Source organism: Micromonospora sp. DT63 (genome assembly GCF_049841615.1).
GTDB lineage: Bacteria > Actinomycetota > Actinomycetes > Mycobacteriales > Micromonosporaceae > Micromonospora.
On the sequence record NZ_JBNCKQ010000003.1, the window covers coordinates 569,526 to 591,778 of the forward strand.

Genomic DNA, 22,253 nt, shown 5'->3' on the forward strand with positions numbered 1-22,253 from the left:
GTCAAGCACCGAGGGCAGGGAAGGACGAGCAGGAGAAAACGATGTCGCTCTCGCCTTACGCACCGATCATCGGGCTGTTCGCCCTCGCCGCGGCGTTCTCGCTGTTCTCTGTCGGCGCCGCCCGCTTCGCCGGTCCACGTCGATACAACAAGGCCAAACTCGAGGCTTACGAGTGCGGCATCGAGCCCAGCCCCCAGCCGGTCGGCGGCGGCCGGTTCCCGATCAAGTTCTACCTGACGGCGATGCTCTTCATCGTCTTCGACATCGAGATCATCTTCCTCTACCCCTGGGCGGTCTCGTTCGACGCTCTGCCGATCTTCGGCTTCGTGGAGATGGTCCTGTTCATCGTCGCGGTCTTCGTCGCGTACGCCTATGTGTGGCGGCGCGGCGGCCTGGACTGGGACTGAGGAAGGAACGTCAGATGGGCATCGAGGAGAAGCTCCCCGCCGGCGTCCTGCTCACCTCGGTGGAGAAGCTGGTCAACTGGTCCCGGAAGTCGTCCGTGTGGGGCGCCACCTTCGGCCTGGCCTGCTGCGCCATCGAGATGATGGCCGCCGGTGGTCCGCACTACGACATGGGTCGCTGGGGCATGGAGGTCTTCCGGGCCTCGCCCCGGCAGGCCGACCTGATGATCGTGGCCGGCCGGGTGAGCCAGAAGATGGCACCGGTGCTGCGCCAGATCTACGACCAGATGGCCGAGCCCCGCTGGGTGCTCTCCATGGGCGTCTGCGCCAGCAGCGGCGGCATGTTCAACAACTACGCGATCGTCCAGGGCGTCGACCACGTCGTGCCTGTCGACATGTACCTGCCCGGCTGCCCGCCCCGGCCGGAGATGCTCATCGACGCGATCCTCAAGCTCCGCGAGAAGATCATGTATGAGCCGCTGGGCCCGAACGGTCGCAAGATGCTGGCGGCCCGCCAGGAGCGCGGCGACGTTCCGGTAGTGCCGTACGGCTCCATGCCGTCCTCGTACCGCAACGACAAGGCCCGGCGTGCCGAGTGGACCCAGGCGGTCCGCGAGGGGCGCGAGGAGCAGTTGCGGATCGAGAACTGGATGAACGCCCAGAACCACCTTCACGCGCAGCGGGGCCCCAAGTGAGCGCGAGGAGTGCAGCGAAGCGGAGCCCCGCAGGCGCGAACGGAGGGCAGGCGCAGTGACCGCACCGAACGACAGGACCAACGACGGGGGTGTGCCGGTGCCGGTCACCCCGGCCGGCGCCAGCGGCACCGCCCCGGCCGAGTACCCGCCGTCCAGCCCGGCGGGGCGCGGCATGTTCGGCAACCAGGGCACGGGCGACGTGTCCGGCTACGGCGGCCTGGTCCGCCAGCGCCAGCCCATCGAGGAGGCGTCCCGCCCGTACGGGGGCTACTTCGACGAGGTCCGCGACGCTCTCGAAGAGGCGTACCCGGCCTTCGGCGACGCGATCGAGAAGGTGGTCGTCGACCGGGGCGAGCTGACCCTGCACGTCCGCCCGGAGCGGATCGCCGAGGTCTGCCAGGTGCTGCGGGACGACCTGGCGTTGCGCTTCGAGCTGTGCTCCTCGGTGTCCGGGGTGGACTACCTCGGCGCCGACGAGCGCCGGCTGCACGTGGTCTACCTGCTCACCTCGATGACCTACCGGCGTCGGATCCGGCTGGAGGCCGCGGTCTCCGTCGAAGCGCCGCACCTGCCCAGCGTCACCGCCATCTACCCGACCGCGGACTGGCAGGAGCGGGAGGCGTACGACATGTTCGGCATCGTCTTCGACGGCCACCCCAACCTGACCCGGATCCTCATGCCGGACGACTGGGAGGGCCACCCGCAGCGCAAGGACTACCCGCTCGGTGGCGTGCCTGTCGAGTACAAGGGCGCCGAGATCCCGCCGCCGGACCGCAGGAGGTCGTACCAGTGAGCGCGAGGAGTGCAGCAGGTCGGCGCCCCATCCGCCCGCGCGAGGAGCGAGCGGAGCGAGCCCCGCAGTCGCGGGCAGGGGACCACCCAGTCGCGAACGGAAGGCCGGTGCTGTGACCACGTCGAACTACGCGACCGAACGCGAGACCACCGAGGGTCGGGTCTTCACCGTCACCGGTGGGGACTGGGACACGGTCGTCTCGGGCACCGACCCGATCAACGACGAGCGGATCGTGGTCAACATGGGTCCGCAACACCCGTCCACGCACGGGGTGCTGCGACTGATCCTGGAGCTGGAGGGCGAGACGGTCCGCGAGGCCCGCTCGGTCGTCGGCTACCTGCACACGGGCATCGAGAAGAACCTCGAATACCGCAACTGGGTCCAGGGTTCGACGTTCGTGACCCGGATGGACTACCTCGCCCCGATCTTCAACGAGACGGGTTACGCCCTCGCGGTCGAGAAGCTGCTCGGCATCACCGACGACATCACCGAGCGGGCCACCACCATCCGCGTGCTGATGATGGAGCTCAACCGGATCTCGTCGCACCTGGTCTGGCTGGCCACCACCGGCATGGAGCTGGGCGCGATCTCGATCATGCTGTACGGCTTCCGCGAGCGGGAGTACATCCTCGACATCTTCGAGACCATCACCGGCCTGCGGATGAACCACGCGTACGTCCGCCCGGGCGGTGTCGCGCAGGACGTGCCGGACGAGGCGATCGTCAAGATCCGCGAGTTCCTGAAGATGATGCCGAAGAAGCTCAAGGAGTACGAGGACCTGCTCTCCGGTCAGCCCATCTGGCTCGAGCGGACGAAGAACGTCGCGGTGCTGGACGTGACCGGCTGCGTGGCGCTCGGCATCACCGGTCCGGTGCTGCGTTCGGCCGGGCTCGCCTGGGACCTGCGCAAGACCATGCCGTACTGCGGCTACGAGACGTACGAGTTCGACGTGCCGACCCACCCCGACGGCGACGTGTGGGGTCGCTACCAGGTGCGGCTCGCCGAGATCCGCGAGTCGATGAAGCTGGTCGAGCAGGCGTTGGACCGGCTGCGGCCGGGCCCGGTGATGGTCGCCGACCGCAAGATCGCGTGGCCCGCGCAGCTCGCCATCGGCGTCGACGGCATGGGCAACTCGCTGGAGCACGTCGCGAAGATCATGGGTCAGTCGATGGAGTCGCTGATCCACCACTTCAAGCTGGTGACCGAGGGTTTCCGGGTTCCGCCCGGCCAGGTGTACGTCGCCATCGAGGCGCCCCGCGGCGAGTTGGGCGTGCACGCGGTCTCCGACGGCGGCACCCGGCCGTACCGGGTGCACTACCGGGAGCCGAGCTTCGTCAACCTCCAGGCCCTCCCGGCGATGGCCGAGGGTGGCCTCATCGCCGACGTGATCGCCGGCGGCGCCTCGCTGGACCCCGTGATGGGTGGTTGTGACCGATGAGTGTTTTCACCGAAGAGACGCGGGAGCGGGCACGCGAGATCATCGCCCGCTATCCGGCGGACCGGTCCCGCTCGGCGCTGCTGCCGCTGCTGCACCTGGTCCAGTCCCAGGAGGGGTACGTGTCCCCGGCCGGGGTCACGTTCTGCGCCGAGGTGCTCGGGCTGAACAAGGCCCAGGTCGGCGCGGTGGCCACCTTCTACACGATGTACAAGCGCAAGCCCACCGGTGACTTCCTGGTCAGCGTCTGCACCAACACGATGTGCAACGTGCTGGGCGGCCAGGAGGTCTACGACACCCTCGTCGAGCATCTGGGTGTCGGGCACGACGAGACGACCGCGGACGGCACGATCACGCTGGAGCACGCCGAGTGCCTGGCGGCCTGCGACTACGGCCCGGTGATGACCGTCAACTACGACTTCTTCGACGGCGTGGACCCGTCCACGGCGGTCGGCGTGGTCGACGAGCTGCGCGCGGGTGGCCGGCCGATGCCGACGCGCGGGGCGCGGCTCTGCACGCTCAAGGAGATGGCGGTGCAGCTCGCCGGTTTCGCCGACGAGCGCGACGGCGCGGTAGCCGACGGCGGGCCGGGCGAGCCGACCCTGCAGGGTCTGCGGCTGGCGCAGGAGCACAACGTCTCGGTGCCGGGCTTCGACCCGAACACCCCGATCCGCAGCAAGGCCGAGGCCGACAAGGCCGCCGCCGAGGCGAAGGCGAAGGCGGAGGCCGCCAAGCCGGCGCCCGCCGAGGCCAGCGCGGCACCGGTAAAGGGTGGCGACGGGGCGTCCGCCCCGACCGGGGTCGCCGAGCCGGCGAAGCCGGAGGCCGCCACCGGCAGCACCGCACGCGACGTCAAGGCACCTGACGACAAGTCGCCGCAGGTGCGTACCGCCGAGACCCGGCAGCCGGACGCGGGCACGGCCGTGCCGGACGCTCCTGGCACCAAGGTTCCGGTGGACGGCACCGGCACGGCGCCCGAAGCTGGCGACGCACGGTCGGCCGAGGCCGCCGGCGCGGCGGCCAACCCGCCGGCCGGCGACGGCAAGCCCGCCGGCGACGAAGCCGGGGCGCAGGAGCGCAACCTCACCGAAGCGAAGGCCGGGACGGACGCCGACGGCGCCGGATCGGCGGACGCGAGCGAAACGGGGGCCCAGAAGTGACCACTCCCCGCCCGGAGACGCTGGCCAAGCTGACGCCGGTGCTGACCAAGCGCTGGCTGTCGCCGGACGCCTGGCGGATCGGCACGTACGAGCAGCTCGACGGCTACGCCGCGCTGCGCAAGGCGCTCAAGGCACACCCGGACGACCTGATCCAGCTGATCAAGGATTCCGGTCTGCGCGGTCGCGGTGGCGCCGGCTTCCCCACCGGCCTCAAGTGGGGCTTCATCCCGCAGGGCGACGGCAAGCCGCACTACCTGGTGGTCAACGCCGACGAGGGCGAGCCGGGCACCTGCAAGGACCTGCCGCTGATGACCCACGACCCGCACGCGCTGGTCGAGGGCGTGATCATCGCGTCGTACGCGATCCGGGCCAGCCGCGCGTACATCTACATCCGGGGCGAGGCGGTGCACGCCGCGCGCCGGCTGCGCAACGCGGTCCAGGAGGCGTACGACAAGGGCTACCTCGGCCGGAACATCCTGCGCAGCGGCTACGACCTGGAGCTGGTGGTGCACTCCGGCGCCGGGGCGTACATCTGCGGCGAGGAGACGGCGCTGCTGGACTCGCTGGAGGGGTTCCGGGGTCAGCCCCGGCTGCGCCCGCCGTTCCCGGCCACCCACGGCCTGTACGCGAGCCCGACGGTGGTCAACAACGTCGGCACCATCGCCAGCGTGCCGCCGATCGTGCTCGGTGGCGCCGACTGGTGGAAGACCATGGGCACCGAGAAGTCCTCCGGTCCGATGATCTACTCGCTCTCCGGCCGCATCAACAACCCCGGCCAGTACGAGTGCTCGATGGGCATCACGCTGCGCGAACTGCTGGAGCTGGCCGGTGGCATGCAGCCCGGCCACAACTTGAAGTTCTGGACCCCGGGCGGCTCGTCCACCCCGCTGCTCGCCGCCGAGCACCTGGACGTGCCACTGGACTTCGAGGGGGTGGCGGCGGCCGGCTCGATCCTCGGCACCACTGCCACGCAGATCTTCTCCGACCAGGACTGCCCGGTCTACGCGACGTACCGGTGGCTGGAGTTCTACCACCACGAGTCGTGCGGCAAGTGCACCCCGTGCCGCGAGGGCAACTACTGGATGGTCCGGGTCTACCGGCGGATCCTCTCGGGTCAGGGCACCCACGAGGACCTGGACACCCTTCTGGACACCTGCGACAACATCCTCGGCCGCTCGTTCTGCGGCCTCGGTGACGGTGCGACCAGCTCGGTGACCTCGTCGCTGAAGTACTTCAAGCAGGACTACCTCGACTACATCGAGGGACGTACCGCACCCAAGCTGTCGGAGAAGACCCTGGTAGGGGCGCACTGATGACCGACGTAGCCAAGCAGACCGAAACCGTCACGCTCACCATCGACGGCGTCGAGGTCACCGCCCCGAAGGGGACGCTGCTGATCCGGGCCGCCGAGCAGATGGGCACCGAGATCCCCCGGTTCTGCGACCACCCGCTGCTGGCCCCGGCCGGCGCGTGCCGCCAGTGCCTGGTCGAGGTGGAGGGGCAGCGCAAGCCGGTCGCCTCCTGCACCCAGACCGTCGCCGACGGCATGGTGGTCCGCACCCAGCTCACCTCGCCGGTCGCCAAGAAGGCGCAGGAGGGGGTGATGGAGCTTCTCCTGCTCAACCACCCCCTGGACTGCCCCATGTGTGACAAGGGCGGCGAGTGCCCCCTGCAGAACCAGGCGATGTCCACCGGCCGCACCGACTCGCGCTTCCACGAGCACAAGCGGGAGTACGAGAAGCCGATGGCGATCAGCAGCCAGGTGCTGCTGGACCGCGAGCGGTGCGTGCTGTGCCAGCGCTGCACCCGGTTCTCCGAGGAGATCGCCGGCGACAAGTTCATCGACCTGATGGGCCGGTCGTCCGCCGAGGAGATCAACATCTACCGGGACGACGCGTACGGCGAGGAGGGTGACGCCGGTGACGTGCCGTTCAACTCCTACTTCTCCGGCAACACCGTGCAGATCTGCCCGGTGGGCGCACTGACCGGCGCGCAGTACCGGTTCCGGGCCCGCCCGTTCGACCTGGTGTCCAGCCCGAGCGTCTGCGAGCACTGCTCGGCCGGCTGCGGGCAGCGCACCGACTGGCGGCGCGGCAAGGTGCTGCGCCGGCTCGCCGGTGACGAGCCGGCGGTGAACGAGGAGTGGAACTGCGACAAGGGCCGCTGGGGTTTCCAGTACACCCGCGCCGCCGACCGCCTGACCAACCCGCTGGTCCGCGACGAGCACACCGGTGAGCTGCGGGAGGCGTCCTGGAGTGAGGCGCTGACCCGGGCCGCCGAGGGGCTGCACGCGGCCCGCGAGGGTGGCCAGGGCACTGCGGTGCTCACCGGCGGTCGGCTGACCGTCGAGGACGCGTACGCGTACGCCAAGTTCGCCCGCGTCGCGCTGAACACCAACGACATCGACTTCCGGGCCCGGCCGGTCTCCCGCGAGGAGGCCGACTTCCTGGCCAGCTCGGTCGCCGGGGTCACCGACGTCACCTACACCGACGTGGAGAACGCGCCGGCGGTGGTGCTGGTCGGCCTGGAGCCGGAGGAGGAGTGCCCGATCCTCTTCCTGCGGCTGCGCAAGGCGTACCTCAAGAAGACCCTGACGGTGTACGCGCTGGCGCCGTTCGCCACCCGCGGCCTGGAGAAGCTCGGCGCCAAGCTGGCCCGGGTCGTGCCGGGCGAGGAGGCCAGCGTGCTCGCCGAGCACGCCACGGTCACCGAGGCGCTCAGCGCCCCGGGCGCGATCCTCATCGTCGGTGAGCGGCTGGCCACCGTGCCGGGCGGGCTCTCCGCCGCGGCCGACGTGGCCCGGCGTACCGGCGCGAAGCTGGCCTGGGTGCCGCGGCGCGCGGGTGACCGCGGCGCTGTCGACGCCGGCTGCCTGCCCAACCTGCTCCCCGGTGGCCGACTGGTCACCGAGCCGGCGGCGCGGGCCGAGCTGGGCGAGGCGTGGGACATCCCGGCCGGGGTGATCCCGAGCCAGGCCGGTCGGGACACCGACGGCATCCTCGCGGCGGCGGCCAACGGGCAGCTCGGTGCGCTGGTGGTCGGCGGTGTCGACCCGGCCGACCTGGCCGACCCGCGGCTGGCCGAGTCCGCTCTGGACGCGGTGCCGTTCCTGGTCAGCCTGGAACTGCGCGCGAGCGCGGTAACCCGCCGGGCCGACGTGGTGCTGCCGGTGGCGCCGGTGGTCGAGAAGGCCGGCAGCTTCCTGGACTGGGAGGGCCGCCTGCGTCCGTTCGAGGCGGTGCTGAACACGGCCGCGATGACCGACGGCCGGGTGCTCGACGCGCTGGCCGCCCTGCTCGACGTGCGGCTCGGCACCGCCGACGTGCCGAGTGTGCGTCGCGAGCTGGGCTCGCTGCCGGCCACGCGCACGTCCCGGCCGTCCGCACCGTCGGTGTCGCCGGGGACGGTGCCGCACCCGCGTGCCGGGGAGGCAGTGCTGGCGACCTGGCACCAGCTGGTCGACCTCGGCACCCTGACCGACGGCGACGAGCACCTCGCCGGCACCGCCCGCCCGCCGGTCGTCCGGCTGGGCAAGGGCACCGCCGAGGCGCTCGGTGTCGCCGACGGGGACGCGGTCACGGTGGGCACCGACCGCGGGGCGCTGACCCTGCCGGCGGAGCTGACCGAGATGCCGGACGGCGTCGTCTGGCTGCCGACCAACTCACCCGGTTCGACAGTGCGGCGCAGCCTCGGGGCGGCATCCGGCACGGTCGTCCGGATCTCCGTTCCCGCACCGAGCGCTACCGTTCCGGCCGGGCGGGTCGCGGCGGACGAGGCCGGTCTCCCGGGTCCGCTGCTCAACACTGGGGGTAACCAGTGACACCGTCACTCCTGGCCCAGGACCCGACGCTCGCCGACTTCGGTCGGGATCCGTGGTGGCTGGTCCTTGGCAAGATCGTCTTCGCGTTCGCCTTCGGTCTGCTGGCCACCCTGCTCGGTGTCTGGTTCGAGCGGCGCGTCGTGGGCTATATGCAGGTGCGGCCCGGCCCCAACCAGGTCGGCCCGTTCGGCCTGCTGCAGACCCTCGCCGACGGCCTCAAGATGGCCTTCAAGGAGGACATCCTGCCGAAGGCGGCCGACAAGGTCGTCTACTTCTTCGCCCCGACGATCTCGGTGATCTGCGCGGTCACCGCCCTGTCGGTGGTGCCGTTCGGCCCGATGGTGAGCATCGCCGGTCACCACACGCCGTTGCAGGTCACCGACGTGCCGGTGGCGGTGCTGCTGCTGCTGGCCTGCTCCTCGATGGGCGTCTACGGCATCGTGCTGGGCGGGTGGGCCTCCGGCTCGACGTACCCGCTGCTCGGCGGCCTGCGGTCGAGCGCCCAGATGATCTCGTACGAGGTCGCCATGGGACTCTCCATCGTGGCCGTCTTCATGACGGCCGGCACGATGAGCACGAGCGGGATCGTCGCCGCCCAGGGTGACGCGACCCGACTGACCATCGGCGGCTACGAGATCCCGGCGCCGGGCTGGTACGCGATCCTGCTGCTGCCCAGCTTCATCATCTTCTTCATCGCCACCGTCGGCGAGACCAACCGCGCGCCCTTCGACCTGCCCGAGGCCGAGTCGGAGCTGGTCGCCGGCTTCATGACGGAGTACAGCTCGCTGAAGTTCGCGCTCTTCATGCTCAGCGAGTACGTCGCCATGGTGACCATGTCCGCGGTCACCACCACGCTGTTCCTGGGGGGCTGGCGGGCGCCGTGGCCGATCACGCTGTGGGAGGGCGCCAACTCCGGTTGGTGGCCGATGCTCTGGTTCTTCGGCAAGGTGATCGCGCTGGTCTTCGTCTTCGTGTGGCTGCGTGGCACGCTGCCTCGGCTGCGCTACGACCAGTTCATGCGCTTCGGCTGGAAGGTGCTGCTGCCGATCAACCTGGTCTGGATCCTGGTCCTGTCGGGCCTGCGTTCCATCGAGGGTTGGGACTGGAAGGGCAAGGCGATCGCGGTCGGCATTCCGGCCGGCATCGCGCTGATCGCCACGCTCTTCTGGCCGAGTCGGAAGCCGCAGCCGACGCCGACGACGCAGGAACAGGTCGACAACCGGCCGTACGGGAGCTTCCCGTTGCCGCCGATGGATCTACAGGTACCACCGAGCCCGCGTATCACGCGCGTGGTCGCCGAGCGGGAGCCGGCCAACATCGTCGCCGGCTCGGACTCCAGGGAGGTGTGACGTGGGCGCGATCACCGGAACGTTCAAGGGATTCGGTGTCACCTTCTCGCACATGTTCAGGAAGGTCGTCACCACCGACTATCCGTTCAAGCCGCCGGTGTCGGCGCCGCGCTACCACGGGCGGCACATCCTCAACCGGCACCCGGACGGTCTGGAGAAGTGCATCGGCTGCGAGCTGTGCGCCTGGGCCTGCCCGGCGGACGCGATCTACGTCGAGGGCGGCGACAACACCGACGAGCAGCGTTTCTCGCCCGGTGAGCGGTTCGCCAGCACCTACCAGATCAACTACGCGCGGTGCATCTTCTGCGGGCTCTGCATCGAGGCCTGCCCGACCCGTTCGCTCACGATGAGCAACGAGTACGAGCTGGCCCGGGACAACCGGCAGGACCTGATCTTCACGAAGGAGCAGCTGCTCGCTCCGCTGCTCGAGGGCATGGAGCAGCCGCCGCACCCGATGCGACTGGGCGACAGCGAGAAGGACTACTACGTCGGCGCGCTGGACAACCCGGGCACCTCCGCCGGTGCCGAGACGTCCCCCATGGGTCCCGGCCGCTACCAGGTCGAGGAGCACCCCGGCGTGACGTTCCCGGGTGCCGAGCAGGCCGCCCAGCGCGCGGCGGCCGGCAAGGGAGAGGGAGCATGACCACGTCTACGGTGCTGGCCGCGGCGGGCGGTGTGTCCGGCGGCGAGGAGGTCACCTTCTGGATCCTCGCGCCGCTCGCGCTCATCGGCGCGATCGGGATGGTGGCGGCCCGCAACGCGGTGCACTCGGCGCTCTGGCTGGTGCTCACGATGCTCTGCCTGGGCGTGTTCTACGTGCTCCAGGCCGGGCCGTTCATCGGCATGGTGCAGATCATCGTCTACACCGGCGCGATCATGATGCTCTTCCTGTTCGTGCTGATGCTGGTCGGCCGGGACGCCTCCGACTCCCTGATCGAGACGCTGCGCGGCCAGCGGGTCGCCGCGATCCTGCTGGGGCTCGGCTTCGCCGGCCTGGTCGGCACCGCCGTCTACAACGCCATGGACAAGACCACTGCGGTCGGCCTGGACGAGGCCAATGCCGAAGGCAACGTGCAGGGCATCGCCCGGCTGCTGTTCACCAAGTACGTCTTCGCGTTCGAGCTGACCTCGGCGCTGCTGATCACCGCGGCGGTCGGCGCCATGGTGCTCGCGCACATCGAGCGGCGTAAGCAGGACAAGGTCGACCAGGTGTCGACCATGCGGGCGCGCTTCGCGCCGGGCAACTACCCCGGACCCAAGCCGGGCCCCGGCGTCTTCGCCACCTCCTCCTCGGTGGCCACCCCGGCACGGCTGCCGGACGGCCGGCTCACCGAGCGGAGCACGCCGGACATCCTGCCGGTCCGCGAGCTGACCGCGCAGGAGACCACGCTGAAGGGGACCGACAGGTGAGCGCGAGGAGTGCAGCGAAGCGGAGCCCCGCAGTCGCGAACGAAAGGCTGGCCCAGCGATGACGCCCAATCATTACCTCGTGCTGGCGGCGGTGCTGTTCACCATCGGCGCGTCCGGGGTGCTCGTCCGGCGCAACGCGATCGTGCTGTTCATGTGTGTCGAGCTGATGCTCAACGCGGCCAACCTGACGCTGGTCACCTTCAGCCGTATCAACGGTGACCTCAACGGCCAGATCATGGCGTTCTTCGTGATGGTGGTGGCCGCGGCCGAGGTCGTCGTCGGCCTCGCGATCATCATGTCCATCTTCCGGACCCGGCGCTCGGCGAGTGTCGACGACGCCAACCTGCTCAAGTACTAAGGGGCAAGCGAGTGGAAGAGACTGTGCAGTACGCAGAGGCCACGGGCTTGCTCGGCAGCGTCTGGCTGCTGGTGGCGATCCCGCTGGTCAGCGCGGCCATCCTGCTGCTGCTCGGCCGGCGGGCCGACCGCTGGGGGCACTGGTTGGGCGTCGCGGCCATCGGGGCCGCGTTCGTGCTCGGGCTGGCGTCCTTCTTCCAGCTGCGCGGCCTGGAGAACAAGTCGGCCGAGCTGAGCCTCTGGGACTTCATCGCGGTCGGTGACCTGCGGGTCGACTTCGGCCTGCTGTTCGACCCGCTGGCCGCGGTCTTCGTCCTCCTGATCACCGGCGTCGGATTCCTGATCCACCTGTACGCCGTCGAGTACATGGCGCACGACGCGGGTCGCCGCCGGTTCTTCGCGTACTTCAACCTGTTCGTCGCGGCCATGCTGCTGCTGGTGCTCGGCAACAACTACGTGATGCTGTACTTCGGCTGGGAGGGCGTCGGTCTGGCGTCGTACCTGCTGATCTCCTTCTGGTACGGGCGGCCGAGCGCCGCCACGGCCGGCAAGAAGGCGTTCCTGATGAACCGGGTCGGCGACACCGGCCTCGCCATCGGCATCTTCATCATGTTCGCGACCCTGGGCACCACCCAGTACGACGAGGTGTTCAACGGTGTCGGCGCGCTGACCGGCACCACGGTGCTGGTGCTCGGCCTGCTGCTGCTGCTCGGTGCGGCCGGTAAGTCCGGCCAGTTCCCGCTCCAGGCGTGGCTGCCGGACGCGATGGAGGGCCCCACCCCGGTGTCGGCGCTCATCCACGCCGCCACCATGGTCACCGCCGGCGTCTACCTGATCGCCCGGTCGAACCCGATCTTCTCCGCCAACTCGACGCTCCAGCTCGTGGTGGTCAGCGTCGGTGCGCTCACCCTGCTGATGGGCTGCATCATCGGCGCGGCGAAGGACGACATCAAGCGGGTGCTGGCCTGGTCGACGGTCAGCCAGATCGGCTACATGTTCCTCGGCGTCGGCCTGGGCGGTGGCGCGTACGCGCTGGCCATCGTGCACCTGCTGGCGCACGGCTTCTTCAAGGCCAACATGTTCCTGGGCGCCGGTTCGGTCATGCACGGGATGAAGGACCAGGTGGACATCCGCCGCTTCGGTGGGCTGTCGACGTACATGAAGGTCACCTGGCTGACGTTCATGATGGGCTGGCTGGCCATCATCGGCATGTTCCCGTTCTCGGGCTTCTTCTCGAAGGAGCCGATCATCGTGGCCGCCTTCGAGCGGGACGACTGGACGGCCTGGCTCTTCGGTGGTGCGGCGCTGCTCGGCGCGGGGCTGACCGCGTTCTACATGACGCGGCTGTTCGTGCTCACCTTCCACGGCCCGAAGCGGTGGACCGAGGACATCGAGCACCCGCACGAGTCGCCGAAGCTGATGACCATCCCGCTGATCCTGCTGGCGGTCGGTTCGGTCGGCGCCGGTTTCCTGCTCTCCACGTCCGTTCCGGACTGGCTGACCTCCACCGCCGGTCTGGGCGGTGAGCACGCCGAGCACGAGCCGGTCCTCTCGCACCTCGTGATCACCACGCTGTCGCTGCTGGTGACCGTGCTCGGCGCCGGCCTGGCCTGGTTCCTGTTCCGGGCCGGTACGGCCACCGCGCCGCAGCCGGCCGGGGTGCTGGTCACCGCCGCCCGCCGCAACCTCTACACCGACGCGGTCAACGAGGCGGTCTTCGAGAAGCCGGGCATCTTCCTCACCCGGGCGCTGGTCTTCCTCGACAACCGGGGCATCGACGGGCTGGTCAACGGTCTCGCCGCTGGCGTCGGCGGCGGTTCGGGCCGGCTCCGGCGGCTGCAGACCGGTTTCGTCCGCTCGTACGCCACCTCGATCCTGGCCGGTGCGCTGCTGGTGATGGCGGCGTTCCTGGCGGTGCAGGCGGGGTGGTTGGCGTGATCGACCTGAATACGCCCGCCCCCGCCGGCGGACCACGCATCCACGACGGAGGTAAGGCCGCATAATGTCCAACTTCCCGTTCCTCTCGGTGCTCACCGTGGCGCCGCTGGTGGGCGCCCTGGTGGTGGCCTTCCTGCCGCGCCACCGGCCGGAGCTGGCCAAGCAGGTGGCGTTCGTCTGGTCGCTGCTGGTGCTGGTGCTCTCGGTGGTGATGTGGGTCAGCTTCAACGCGGGCGGTGACCGGTTCCAGTTCCGGGAGTCGTACACCTGGATCCCGAACTGGGGCGTCAGCTTCACGTTCGCCGCCGACGGCATCGCACTGGTGATGCTCATGCTGATCGCGGTGCTGGTGCCGCTGGTGATCCTGGCCTCCTGGCACGACGCGGAGTCCTCCAAGCGATCCATTCCGGTCTACTTCGCGCTGCTGCTGATCCTCGAGAGCACGATGATCGGCGTCTTCGCGGCCGCCGACGTCTTCCTGTTCTACGTGTTCTTCGAGGTCATGCTGGTGCCGATGTACTTCCTGATCGGCAGCTACGGAGGTCACCAGCGGCAGTACGCGGCGGTGAAGTTCTTCCTCTACTCGCTGGTCGGCGGTCTGTTCATGCTGGCCGCGGTGATCGGCCTCTGGGTGGTCGGCGGGAAGACCTTCGACTGGCAGGCGCTGTCGCAGGTGGACATCAGCACCGGCACCGAGCGGTGGCTGTTCCTCGGCTTCTTCCTCGCGTTCGCCATCAAGGCCCCGTTCTTCCCGTTCCACACCTGGCTGCCCGACGCCGGTGGCGCCGCCCCGGCGGGCGCCGCCGCGCTGCTGGTCGGTGTGCTGGACAAGGTCGGCACGTTCGGGATCCTGCGCTACTGCCTGCCGCTGTTCCCGGAGGCGTCGAAGTGGTTCGCGCCGTGGGCGCTGGCGCTGGGCGTGATCGGCATCATCTACGCGGCGCTGCTGGCGGTCGGCCAGAACGACCTCAAGCGGCTTGTGTCGTACACGTCGATCGCGCACTTCGGGTTCATCGGGGTGGGCATCTTCGCCTTCACCACGCAGGCCGGCACGGGCGCGGTGCTCTACATGCTCAACCACGGTCTGGCCACCGGCCTGCTGTTCCTCGTGGTCGGCATGCTGATCTCCCGGCGCGGCTCGTCGTTGATCAGTGACTTCGGCGGCGCCGGCAAGCTGGTCCCGGTGCTCGCCGGCGTGCTGTTCTTCGCCGGTCTCGCCTCGCTCGCGCTGCCCGGCACCGCGCCGTTCATCTCCGAGTTCCTGGTGCTGATCGGCACCTTCACGGTGAACAAGCCGGTGGCGGTCATCGCCACTGTCGGCATCATCCTGGCGGCGGCGTACGTGCTGTGGATGGTGCAGCGCACCACGCAGGGCACGCTCAATCCGGCGCTGACCGAGGTCGACGGGATGCGCCGGGACCTCAACCTGCGCGAGAAGGTGGTGGTCGCCCCGCTGATCGCGCTGATCGTGCTGCTCGGCTTCTATCCCAAGCCGGTCACCGATGTGATCAACCCGGCCGTCCAGGCGACCATGGACGACATCGGCAGAACCGACCCGGCCCCGTCCGTGGGCGGCACCGTCCAGGAGGCGCAGCGGTGAGCGCGAGGAGTGCAGCGAAGCGGAGCCCCGCAGTCGCGAACGGAAGGCTGGCCCAGTGACCGAGTTGAAATTGCCGTCGCTCGACTACGCGGCACTCGCCCCGATCATGATCATGCTGGGCACCGCGTTGCTCGGTGTGCTCGTCGAGGCGTTCGTGCCGCGGCGCTCGCGGCACGTCGTGCAGCTGACGCTGGCGCTGCTGGCCGTCCTCGCCGCGCTGACCATGGTGGTCCTCAACGCCGACGACCGGCTCGTCACGGCCGGTCAGGCCATCGCGGTGGACGGGCCGACGCTCTTCCTCCAGGGCGCCATCCTGGTGCTGGCCGCGATGGCGCTACTGCTGATCGGTGACCGTACCGTCGAGCGGGGCGGCGCGTTCGTCGCCCAGGCCGCGGTGACCGCCGAGTCCGCCGACGACCGGAAGCAGGCCGAGGGGCGCAACGGGCTCACCGAGGTCTACCCGCTCATCACGTTCGCGATCGGCGGCATGCTGATCTTCGTGGCGGCGAACGACCTGCTGACCATGTTCATCGCGCTGGAGGTCTTCTCCCTGCCGCTGTACCTGCTCTGCGCGCTGGCCCGCCGCCGGCGTCTGCTGAGCCAGGAAGCGGCGATGAAGTACTTCCTGCTCGGCGCGTACGCCTCGGCGTTCTTCCTGTTCGGGGTGGCCCTGATCTACGGCTTCACCGCAGGTGTTCCGGGCCGTTCGGCAGGTGTCGACTTCGCCACCGTCAACGCGGCGGTCAGCGAGTCGCCGGCCAGCCAGGTGCTGCTCTTCGCCGGCATGGCGCTGCTCGCCATCGGTCTGCTCTTCAAGGCCGCCGCCGCCCCGTTCCACGTGTGGACGCCGGACGTCTACCAGGGTGCGCCGACGCCGATCACTGGTTTCATGGCCGCCTGCACCAAGGTCGCGGCGTTCGGCGCGCTGCTGCGCGTCTTCCACGTCGCGTTCGAGGGCGGGGGCTGGGACTTCACGCCGGTGCTCGGTGCGGTGGCGGTGCTGACCATGCTGGTCGGCGCGGTGCTGGCGGTCACCCAGACGGACATCAAGCGGCTGCTCGCGTACTCCTCGATCGCCAACGCCGGCTACCTGCTGGTCGGTGTGCTGGCGCCGAGCCGGGACGGGCTCTCCGGCACGATGTTCTACCTGGTCGCGTACGGCTTCTCGGTGCTGGCCGCGTTCGCGGTGGTGACCCTGGTGCGCGACGCCGACGGCGAGGCCACCCACCTGTCCCGCTGGGCCGGGTTGGGACGGCGCTCGCCGTTCTACGCCGGGCTGTTCACGTTCATCCTGCTCGCGTTCGCCGGTATCCCGCTGACCAGCGGCTTCACCAGCAAGTTCGCGGTCTTCGGGCCGGCGCTGGACGGCGGTCAGGCCTGGCTCGTCATCGCGGGTGTGCTGACCAGCATGGTGCTGGCGTTCCCGTACCTGCGGGTCGTGGTGATGATGTGGCTGTCCGAGCCGGGCGAGTCCACGCCGACGGTCACCGTGCCGGGCGGCCTCACGTCCGCCGCGCTGATGGTCGGCGTGCTGGCCACCCTGGTGCTGGGTGTCGCCCCTGGTCCGTTGCTCGACCTGGCTACCGGAGCCGCAGAATTCGTGCGGTGAGACGTACCTCGGACACCGGGGGTCGGCGCGCGGACGCGTGCCGGCCCCCGCTGCGTATCCCCGACCCGGAGCAGGTCGAACGGGTGTGGCATGGTTGATGGTGTGGTGATTCCGGCTGGCGAGCGTTCAGGTGCCACCGGTTCCGGCGGTCGCCGGGGTCGGGCGAGCACGAGTCAGTTCGGCGCGCTCGGCCTTCATCTTGCCGATCCCCGCGTCGAGGCGTCCGTGCTGGGGCTGCTGGACGCGGTCGAGATCGAGCTGCGCGCCAGTGTGGCCAGCGCCGACCCGTTCGTCACGGAGGCGGCCCGGCACCTCCTGGAGGCCGGCGGGAAGCGGTTCCGGCCGCTGCTGGTGGCGCTCGGCGCACAGTTCGGCGATCCGTCGGGCGCGCAGGTGGTCCCGGCGGCCGTGGTGATGGAGCTCACCCACCTGGCCACCCTCTACCACGACGACGTGATGGACGAGGCCGCCGTGCGGCGGGGCGCACCGAGCGCCAACTCGCGCTGGACCAACTCGGTCGCCATCCTGGTCGGCGACTACCTCTTCGCCCGCGCCGCGGACATCGCGGCCGATCTGGGCCCCGAGGCCGTCCGGTTGCAGGCGCGCACCTTCGCCCGCCTGGTGCACGGTCAGATCGCGGAGACGGTGGGCCCGCGCGCCGGGGAGGACCCGGTCGCGCACTACCTGAGCGTGATCGCCGAGAAGACCGGCTCGCTGATCGCCACGTCGGTCCGGTTCGGCGGCATGTTCGGTGGCGCCCCCGCCGAGCAGGTCGAGGCGCTCGCCGGTTACGGCGAGACGATCGGCGTCGCGTTCCAGCTCACCGACGACCTGCTGGACATCGCGTCCGAGTCGGTGCAGTCGGGCAAGACGCCCGGCACGGACCTGCGCGAGGGTGTCCCGACGCTGCCGGTGCTCTACGCCCGTGCGGCCGACGACTCCGACGCGGCGTCGGTGCGGCTGCGGGAGATCCTGGCGACCGGCCCGTTGACCGACGACGCGCTGCACGCCGAGGCCCTGGGGCTGCTGCGGGAGAGCCCGGCGCTCAAGCGCGCCCGGGAGACCGTCCGCAGCTACGCCGAGGACGCCCGCGCGCGCCTGGCGCCGCTCCCGGCGAGCGCGTCCCGCCAGGCGCTGGAGTCGCTCTGCGACTACATCGCCGACCGCACCAGCTAACCCCACCATCCGGTCCGTCCCCCGGTTGATCATGAAGTTACCGCCCCGACACACCGTCTGATCGGGCAACAACTTCATGGTCACGCGCGGGTTGGGGGTGCGGCGGCTGTCAGTAGGCGGCTGCCCATCAGCATCAGGGCGGCGGCGAGCAGCATCGCCACCGCCGCCGTGACCCACATGGTCGGATAGCCGAAGTGGGCGGCGAGTGGGCCGAGGCTCAGCGGGCCGAGGCAGCCGCCCGCGTACACCCCGGTCTGCGTGATCGAGGTGGCGGCGGCCGGAGCCTGCGGATGCAGCCGGACCACCGCGAAGTTCACCAGGCCGGGCCACGCCCAGCCGAGGCCGAAGCCGAGCACCACGCCGGCCACCAACGGCACCGGACCGGCCACCGCGAGCAGACCGAGCCCGGCCGCCCCGACCACCAGCATCGCGGCGATGAGTGCGACGTGCCCGCTGGCCCGGCGGTCGGCCAGTCCGCCGGCACCTACCCGGGCGGCCACGCAGACCGCGCTGCCCAGCGTCAGGGTGAGGCCGGCGAGGCCCGGCGACAGACCCCGGGCGGCGGCCGAGTCCACCAGGAAGGTGCCCAGCGCGTTGGCCGCGCCCGCCGCCAACGTCGCCGCCGCGCCGATCACCACCAGGGCCGTCGTGGCCCGGCCCGCGCGTGCCGCGTCGGCCCGTCGGTCCCGGCCGGGCAGTTGCCGGGGTACGGCCGGCAGCGTCGTCAGCGCCGCGACCGCTGCGGCCACGAACGCCCAGCGCCAGCCGGCGGTGAGCGCGATGGTGGGCACCGCCGCGCCGGCCAGCAGGGTGGAGACCGGAATGGCCGCCTGCTTCACACCGAACGACAGCCCCTGCCGGTTCGGAGGCACGTGCTGGGCCAGCGCTGCGTTGCTGGCGAGTTGGCCGAGGGCGTTCGCTGCGGCGCTGAGCGCCAGCAGGGCGAGCAGCACCTCGTACGAGCTGGCGAACACCGCCACGGCCAGCATGGACCCGGAGGCCAGCACGATGCCGCTGCGGGCCACCACTGCCGGCCCGTACCGCTCGACGAGCCGGCCCGACGGCACCGAGGCCAGCGCGCTCACGCCGAAGTAGACGGACACGGCCAGGCCCAGCCCGGCCGGGGAGAAGTCGAGGTCGGCTCCCATCTGCACGGCGAGGCCGCCGAGCAGGAAGACGGGCAGTACGCAGGCCACGGTGGTGGCGACGGCGCCGGCGCTGGCCCGGATCGGGCGGGTGCGGGTGCGGTCTTCAGCGGGGGTGAGGGCGGTGTCGGTCATCGTCCGGCAAACCTACGCGAGTCAGGCTCAGACCACTCCTGGTGACCATCGGCCTACAAGGAGTGGATGGTGATCTGGCATCCTCGACCCGAACAGGCATTTCGCGCCCGGCCTGTTTTTCATATGGTGTAAGTCCCCGGCGGCGGAGGTGGTTGTGCGCGACCCCTTGGCAGAACCCTCGGACCTGATCCGCAGCGTGTCCCGAGCCCTGCGGGTGCTCGAGTCGGTCGGTCGCGCCCCGAAGGGCCTGACCGTCAAGCAGATCGCCCGACGGTGCGAGCTGACCGTGGCCACCACCTACCACCTGGTCCGCACCCTCGCCTACGAGGGCTACGTGATCCGTCGCGAGGACGGCACGTACATCGTGGGGCTGGAGGTGGCCGACCGCTACCGCGAGCTGGTGACCGCGTTCCGGGGCCCGCCAGTGGTCGGTGAGACGTTGCGCCGGGCCGCCGTGGACACCGGCTACAGCCACTACCTGGGCCGCTTCGTCGGCGGTCAGGTCGCCATCACCGCGGTGGCCGAGGGGCACCGCTCGCCCTACCTGGAAGACCTGGTTCCCGGCTTCGACGAGGGGGCGCACGCGACGGCCCTCGGCAAGTCCCTGCTCGCCACCCTCACCACCGAGCAGCGTTTCCGCTACCTGCGCGAGTACGGCATGCGCCCGTTCACCACCGCCACGCTGACCACCACCGAGGCGTTCGAGGCCGACCTGGCCGCCGGCGACCGACGCGGGATGCAGCTGGAGCTGGGGCAGTTCCGCCAGGGCGTGGCCTGCGCGGCGGTGCTCGTCACGCCGGACAAGGACATGGAACGCCGGGTCGTACTGGCCTGCGCCCTGCCGGCGAGCGAGATGATGACGTCCGCGCGCGTCGTCCGGGCCAAGCTGCTCACCGTCGCCCGCACGGTCGCCGACGGCATCGCCTCCGACCACTGACCCACCGGATGCCGAAAGGCCCTCTCCCGGGCTGGGAGAGGGCCTCTCGGGGCGGTCCAGCGCCGGACCGCCTGGGGGAACGTCAGCGGCCCGCCGGCCGCGGGGGCACCGTCAGCTGCCCACCGGGCCGCCGTCGAGACGCCAGGTGACCACCACGCCCGGCTTGGCGTAGTCGCCGTCCGGCCAGTTCGAGGCCGGGTTCTCCACCGACGCGCCGGTGATCTCACCCGGGTGCTGCACCGCGACGAACACCGAGCGGTTGTCGCCGGTGATGAACGGGCCGCAGGTCTCCGCACCGAGTGGCACGGTCAGGAACTGCTTGAGGTGACCCTTCTCCGGACCCTCGACGGCGGTGGCGAAGAGGCCGTCGTTGCTGCCCAGCGCGTTGCCGTCGGTGGAGATCCACAGGTTGCCGGTGGCGTCGAAGGCGACGTTGTCCGGGCAGGAGATCGGGGAGACCTTGGTCTTGTCGTACCCGGAGAAGAAGGTCGACGGGTCGGTCGGGTCGCCGCACACGATCGGCAGCGACCAGGCGAAGGTCTCCGAGGTGTTGTCGTTGCGGTCCTCGACCAGCTCCAGGATCTGCCCGTGCTTGTTGGCGTTGCGCGGGTTGGCCTCGTCGGCCGCCGCCTTGCCGGCCTTGCCGCGGTCGGTGTTGTTGGTCAGCGCCACGTAGACCTTGCCGGTGAGCAGGCTCGGCTCGACGTCCTCCGGGCGGTCCATCTTGGTCGCCCCGACCTTGTCGCCGGCGAGCCGGGTGAAGGTCAGCACGTCCGCGGCGGTCATCCCGTCGACGAACGAGCGGTTACCGCTGACCAGCTTGATCCAGCGCCCACGACCGTTGAACGCGCCGTCGGCGGGGACGTTGCCCGAGCCGTCGATCTCGCCCGCGCTGGTCTGGTCGAGCTGCGCGACGTAGAGCGTGCCGGACTCCAGCAGCGTGAGGTTGTGCTTGCGGGCCGCCCACGAGTTGCCCTTGAGGAACTTCTTGTCCGAGACGAACTTGTAGAGGTAGTCGAACCGCTCGTCGTCGCCCATGTACGCGACCACGTGCCCGTCCTTGGCGACGATGACGTTCGCGCCCTCGTGCTTGAAGCGGCCCATCGCCGTGTGCTTGCGCGGGCGGCTCTCCGGGTCGAACGGGTCGATCTCGACGATCCAGCCGAACCGGTGCGCCTCGTTGGGGTGCTTGGCCAGGTCGAAACGCTCGTCGGCGCGCTCCCACTTACGGCTGCCGCTGGGGTAGCGGGACGCGGTGGTGATGCCGTAGCGGTCCAGCTTCGGCTTGAGGTCGGCCGGAGCGGCGTCCGCGCCGACGAAGTACTGGTTGAAGTTCTCCTCGCCGGAGAGCACCGTCCCCACGGGGTCACGCCACCGGAGCAGTTGTTCAGCGTGCCGACGACCGTACGACCCTTGGGGTCGGCGGCGGTCTTCAGCCAGGCCGAGCCGGCGGCCGGGCCGGTCAGGTCGAACGTGGTGCTGAGCGCGGTGACCCGCCGGTTGTACGGCCGGCGACCGTTGTCCACGGGCTTCCACTGCCCGGTGCCGGCGACCCGCTCCAACTCCACCACGGACATGCCGTGCGCGGCCATCGCCGTGCGCAGCTGCTCCACGGAGAGCCCGTCCAGGCCGGGAAAGCCGGGGAACATCAGGTCCTCGTTGGTGTACTCGTGGTTGACCACGAGCAGCGCCCGCCTGCCCTGCTTGTCCAGCGGCAGCACCCCGACGAAGTCGTTGTTGTAGCCGAACTGCTTCGACTGGGCGGCGGCGGTCTGGTGGTGCAGATTGAACTCCGGCGCCCCCGGCAGCACCGCGTCGCCCCACTTGATCACCACGGCGTGGTCGTAGCCGTTCGGCACGACAAGGGTGTCCAATTTGTTCGGCGGGATCGGCTTGAAAGTCAGCGCGCCGCTGCCGACACCCGTGGTGGGACGGCCGAAGCCGAAGTTTTCCGGCACGTCCGGGGTGGCGGGGGCCGCGGCGGCGGCGGGGGCCGCGCCGGCCAGCGCGCCGGCCGCCGCGCCACCGAAGCCGAGGACCAGGGCGCCGACCGCGCCGGCCCGGACGACGCCGCGCCGGGAGACCTCCGCGTTCACCACGTCCCCGAAGTACGCGTTGTCCGACGTGTTCGGGACGGGGTGGTCACAGGCGTTGCCGCAGCGGTACAGACAGGTCATGGCATCACGGGTGCCGTGACGGTTGCCGGTCAACAGGGGGAGCAGCCGGGGACGGTCGCTCATGGAAGTGGCCTCCAGGAAAGTCGGTGGCACGACAGGCGGCGTACCAGCCG

General features: G+C 70.3%; 17 protein-coding genes and 1 pseudogene. 16 read left to right on the top strand and 2 right to left on the bottom strand.

Features of this window, described 5'->3' with window-relative positions; all coding sequences use genetic code 11:
* The first annotated feature begins 41 nt into the window (after nucleotides 1-41).
* From ACLQ27_RS15065 to ACLQ27_RS15135, 15 genes are all read left to right on the top strand, one after another.
* Nucleotides 42-407 (top strand): NADH-quinone oxidoreductase subunit A, encoded by a 366-nt coding sequence (locus ACLQ27_RS15065; RefSeq protein WP_007454588.1) that lies wholly within the window; start codon nucleotides 42-44, stop codon nucleotides 405-407.
* Nucleotides 408-421: 14 nt separating this feature from the next.
* Nucleotides 422-1,099 carry a NuoB/complex I 20 kDa subunit family protein gene (locus ACLQ27_RS15070; RefSeq protein ID WP_234584640.1) on the top strand — a complete coding sequence of 226 codons (678 nt, stop codon included), beginning with the start codon at nucleotides 422-424 and terminating at the stop codon, nucleotides 1,097-1,099.
* Between the two features lie 55 nt (nucleotides 1,100-1,154).
* Nucleotides 1,155-1,892, top strand: a complete 738-nt coding sequence (locus tag ACLQ27_RS15075; RefSeq protein ID WP_357491199.1) for an NADH-quinone oxidoreductase subunit C — start codon at nucleotides 1,155-1,157, stop codon at nucleotides 1,890-1,892.
* A 112-nt stretch (nucleotides 1,893-2,004) separates the two neighbouring features.
* A complete protein-coding gene (locus ACLQ27_RS15080) occupies nucleotides 2,005-3,330 on the top strand; it encodes an NADH-quinone oxidoreductase subunit D (RefSeq protein WP_234584613.1) in 1,326 nt (441 codons plus the stop codon).
* Nucleotides 3,327-4,487, top strand: a complete 1,161-nt coding sequence (gene nuoE, locus ACLQ27_RS15085; RefSeq protein WP_425867216.1) for an NADH-quinone oxidoreductase subunit NuoE — start codon at nucleotides 3,327-3,329, stop codon at nucleotides 4,485-4,487. Before ACLQ27_RS15080 ends, nuoE begins: the two co-directional genes overlap by 4 nt.
* Nucleotides 4,484-5,800 carry an NADH-quinone oxidoreductase subunit NuoF gene (gene nuoF / locus ACLQ27_RS15090; RefSeq protein WP_234584607.1) on the top strand — a complete coding sequence of 439 codons (1,317 nt, stop codon included), beginning with the start codon at nucleotides 4,484-4,486 and terminating at the stop codon, nucleotides 5,798-5,800. Before nuoE ends, nuoF begins: the two co-directional genes overlap by 4 nt.
* Complete coding sequence (locus ACLQ27_RS15095) at nucleotides 5,800-8,307, top strand: NADH-quinone oxidoreductase subunit G (RefSeq protein WP_357573546.1); 2,508 nt, start codon at nucleotides 5,800-5,802, stop codon at nucleotides 8,305-8,307. The genes nuoF and ACLQ27_RS15095 overlap by 1 nt, the downstream gene beginning before the upstream one ends.
* Nucleotides 8,304-9,656, top strand: coding sequence for an NADH-quinone oxidoreductase subunit NuoH (gene nuoH, locus ACLQ27_RS15100; RefSeq protein ID WP_234584602.1), 1,353 nt, complete (start codon nucleotides 8,304-8,306; stop codon nucleotides 9,654-9,656). Before ACLQ27_RS15095 ends, nuoH begins: the two co-directional genes overlap by 4 nt.
* A gap of 1 nt (nucleotide 9,657) precedes the next feature.
* Nucleotides 9,658-10,299 carry an NADH-quinone oxidoreductase subunit NuoI gene (nuoI, locus tag ACLQ27_RS15105; RefSeq protein ID WP_234584599.1) on the top strand — a complete coding sequence of 214 codons (642 nt, stop codon included), beginning with the start codon at nucleotides 9,658-9,660 and terminating at the stop codon, nucleotides 10,297-10,299.
* A complete protein-coding gene (locus ACLQ27_RS15110) occupies nucleotides 10,296-11,066 on the top strand; it encodes an NADH-quinone oxidoreductase subunit J (RefSeq protein WP_357573544.1) in 771 nt (256 codons plus the stop codon). The genes nuoI and ACLQ27_RS15110 overlap by 4 nt, the downstream gene beginning before the upstream one ends.
* A 58-nt stretch (nucleotides 11,067-11,124) precedes the next feature.
* Entirely contained in the window at nucleotides 11,125-11,424 is a 300-nt protein-coding gene (gene nuoK / locus ACLQ27_RS15115) for an NADH-quinone oxidoreductase subunit NuoK (RefSeq protein WP_357491189.1), read from the top strand.
* Between the two features lie 11 nt (nucleotides 11,425-11,435).
* The gene (gene nuoL / locus ACLQ27_RS15120) at nucleotides 11,436-13,361 is read left to right on the top strand and encodes an NADH-quinone oxidoreductase subunit L (protein WP_357491187.1); all 1,926 of its coding nucleotides are present in this window, start codon (nucleotides 11,436-11,438) and stop codon (nucleotides 13,359-13,361) included.
* A 64-nt stretch (nucleotides 13,362-13,425) separates the two neighbouring features.
* Nucleotides 13,426-14,961, top strand: a complete 1,536-nt coding sequence (locus ACLQ27_RS15125) for an NADH-quinone oxidoreductase subunit M (RefSeq protein WP_234584591.1) — start codon at nucleotides 13,426-13,428, stop codon at nucleotides 14,959-14,961.
* Between the two features lie 55 nt (nucleotides 14,962-15,016).
* Complete coding sequence (nuoN, locus tag ACLQ27_RS15130; protein ID WP_234584574.1) at nucleotides 15,017-16,570, top strand: NADH-quinone oxidoreductase subunit NuoN; 1,554 nt, start codon at nucleotides 15,017-15,019, stop codon at nucleotides 16,568-16,570.
* Between the two features lie 90 nt (nucleotides 16,571-16,660).
* Nucleotides 16,661-17,746, top strand: a complete 1,086-nt coding sequence (locus tag ACLQ27_RS15135) for a polyprenyl synthetase family protein (RefSeq protein WP_234584573.1) — start codon at nucleotides 16,661-16,663, stop codon at nucleotides 17,744-17,746.
* A gap of 80 nt (nucleotides 17,747-17,826) precedes the next feature.
* Here the strand turns inward: ACLQ27_RS15135 and ACLQ27_RS15140 are convergent, their stop codons facing one another.
* Nucleotides 17,827-19,026: an MFS transporter gene (locus ACLQ27_RS15140; RefSeq protein ID WP_425867221.1), complete on the bottom strand. Its 1,200-nt coding sequence runs from the start codon at nucleotides 19,024-19,026 to the stop codon at nucleotides 17,827-17,829.
* A gap of 154 nt (nucleotides 19,027-19,180) precedes the next feature.
* Between ACLQ27_RS15140 and ACLQ27_RS15145 the strand changes: the two genes are divergently transcribed.
* Complete coding sequence (locus ACLQ27_RS15145) at nucleotides 19,181-19,963, top strand: IclR family transcriptional regulator (protein ID WP_234584571.1); 783 nt, start codon at nucleotides 19,181-19,183, stop codon at nucleotides 19,961-19,963.
* A 111-nt stretch (nucleotides 19,964-20,074) separates the two neighbouring features.
* Here ACLQ27_RS15145 and ACLQ27_RS15150 read toward each other — a convergent pair.
* Nucleotides 20,075-22,203, bottom strand: a pseudogene (locus ACLQ27_RS15150) (PhoX family protein).
* Nucleotides 22,204-22,253: the final 50 nt, after the last annotated feature.

Bases quoted from the DNA above. Each gene is read 5' to 3' on its own strand.
- ACLQ27_RS15065 (WP_007454588.1), top strand. From the start codon at position 42: ATGTCGCTCTCGCCTTACGCACCGATCATCGGGCTGTTCGCCCTCGCC.
- ACLQ27_RS15070 (WP_234584640.1), top strand. From the start codon at position 422: ATGGGCATCGAGGAGAAGCTCCCCGCCGGCGTCCTGCTCACCTCGGTG.
- nuoE (WP_425867216.1), top strand. From the start codon at position 3,327: ATGAGTGTTTTCACCGAAGAGACGCGGGAGCGGGCACGCGAGATCATC.
- ACLQ27_RS15095 (WP_357573546.1), top strand. From the start codon at position 5,800: ATGACCGACGTAGCCAAGCAGACCGAAACCGTCACGCTCACCATCGAC.
- ACLQ27_RS15110 (WP_357573544.1), top strand. From the start codon at position 10,296: ATGACCACGTCTACGGTGCTGGCCGCGGCGGGCGGTGTGTCCGGCGGC.
- nuoK (WP_357491189.1), top strand. From the start codon at position 11,125: ATGACGCCCAATCATTACCTCGTGCTGGCGGCGGTGCTGTTCACCATC.
- ACLQ27_RS15125 (WP_234584591.1), top strand. From the start codon at position 13,426: ATGTCCAACTTCCCGTTCCTCTCGGTGCTCACCGTGGCGCCGCTGGTG.
- ACLQ27_RS15135 (WP_234584573.1), top strand. From the start codon at position 16,661: ATGGTTGATGGTGTGGTGATTCCGGCTGGCGAGCGTTCAGGTGCCACC.
- ACLQ27_RS15140 (WP_425867221.1), bottom strand. From the start codon at position 19,026: ATGACCGACACCGCCCTCACCCCCGCTGAAGACCGCACCCGCACCCGC.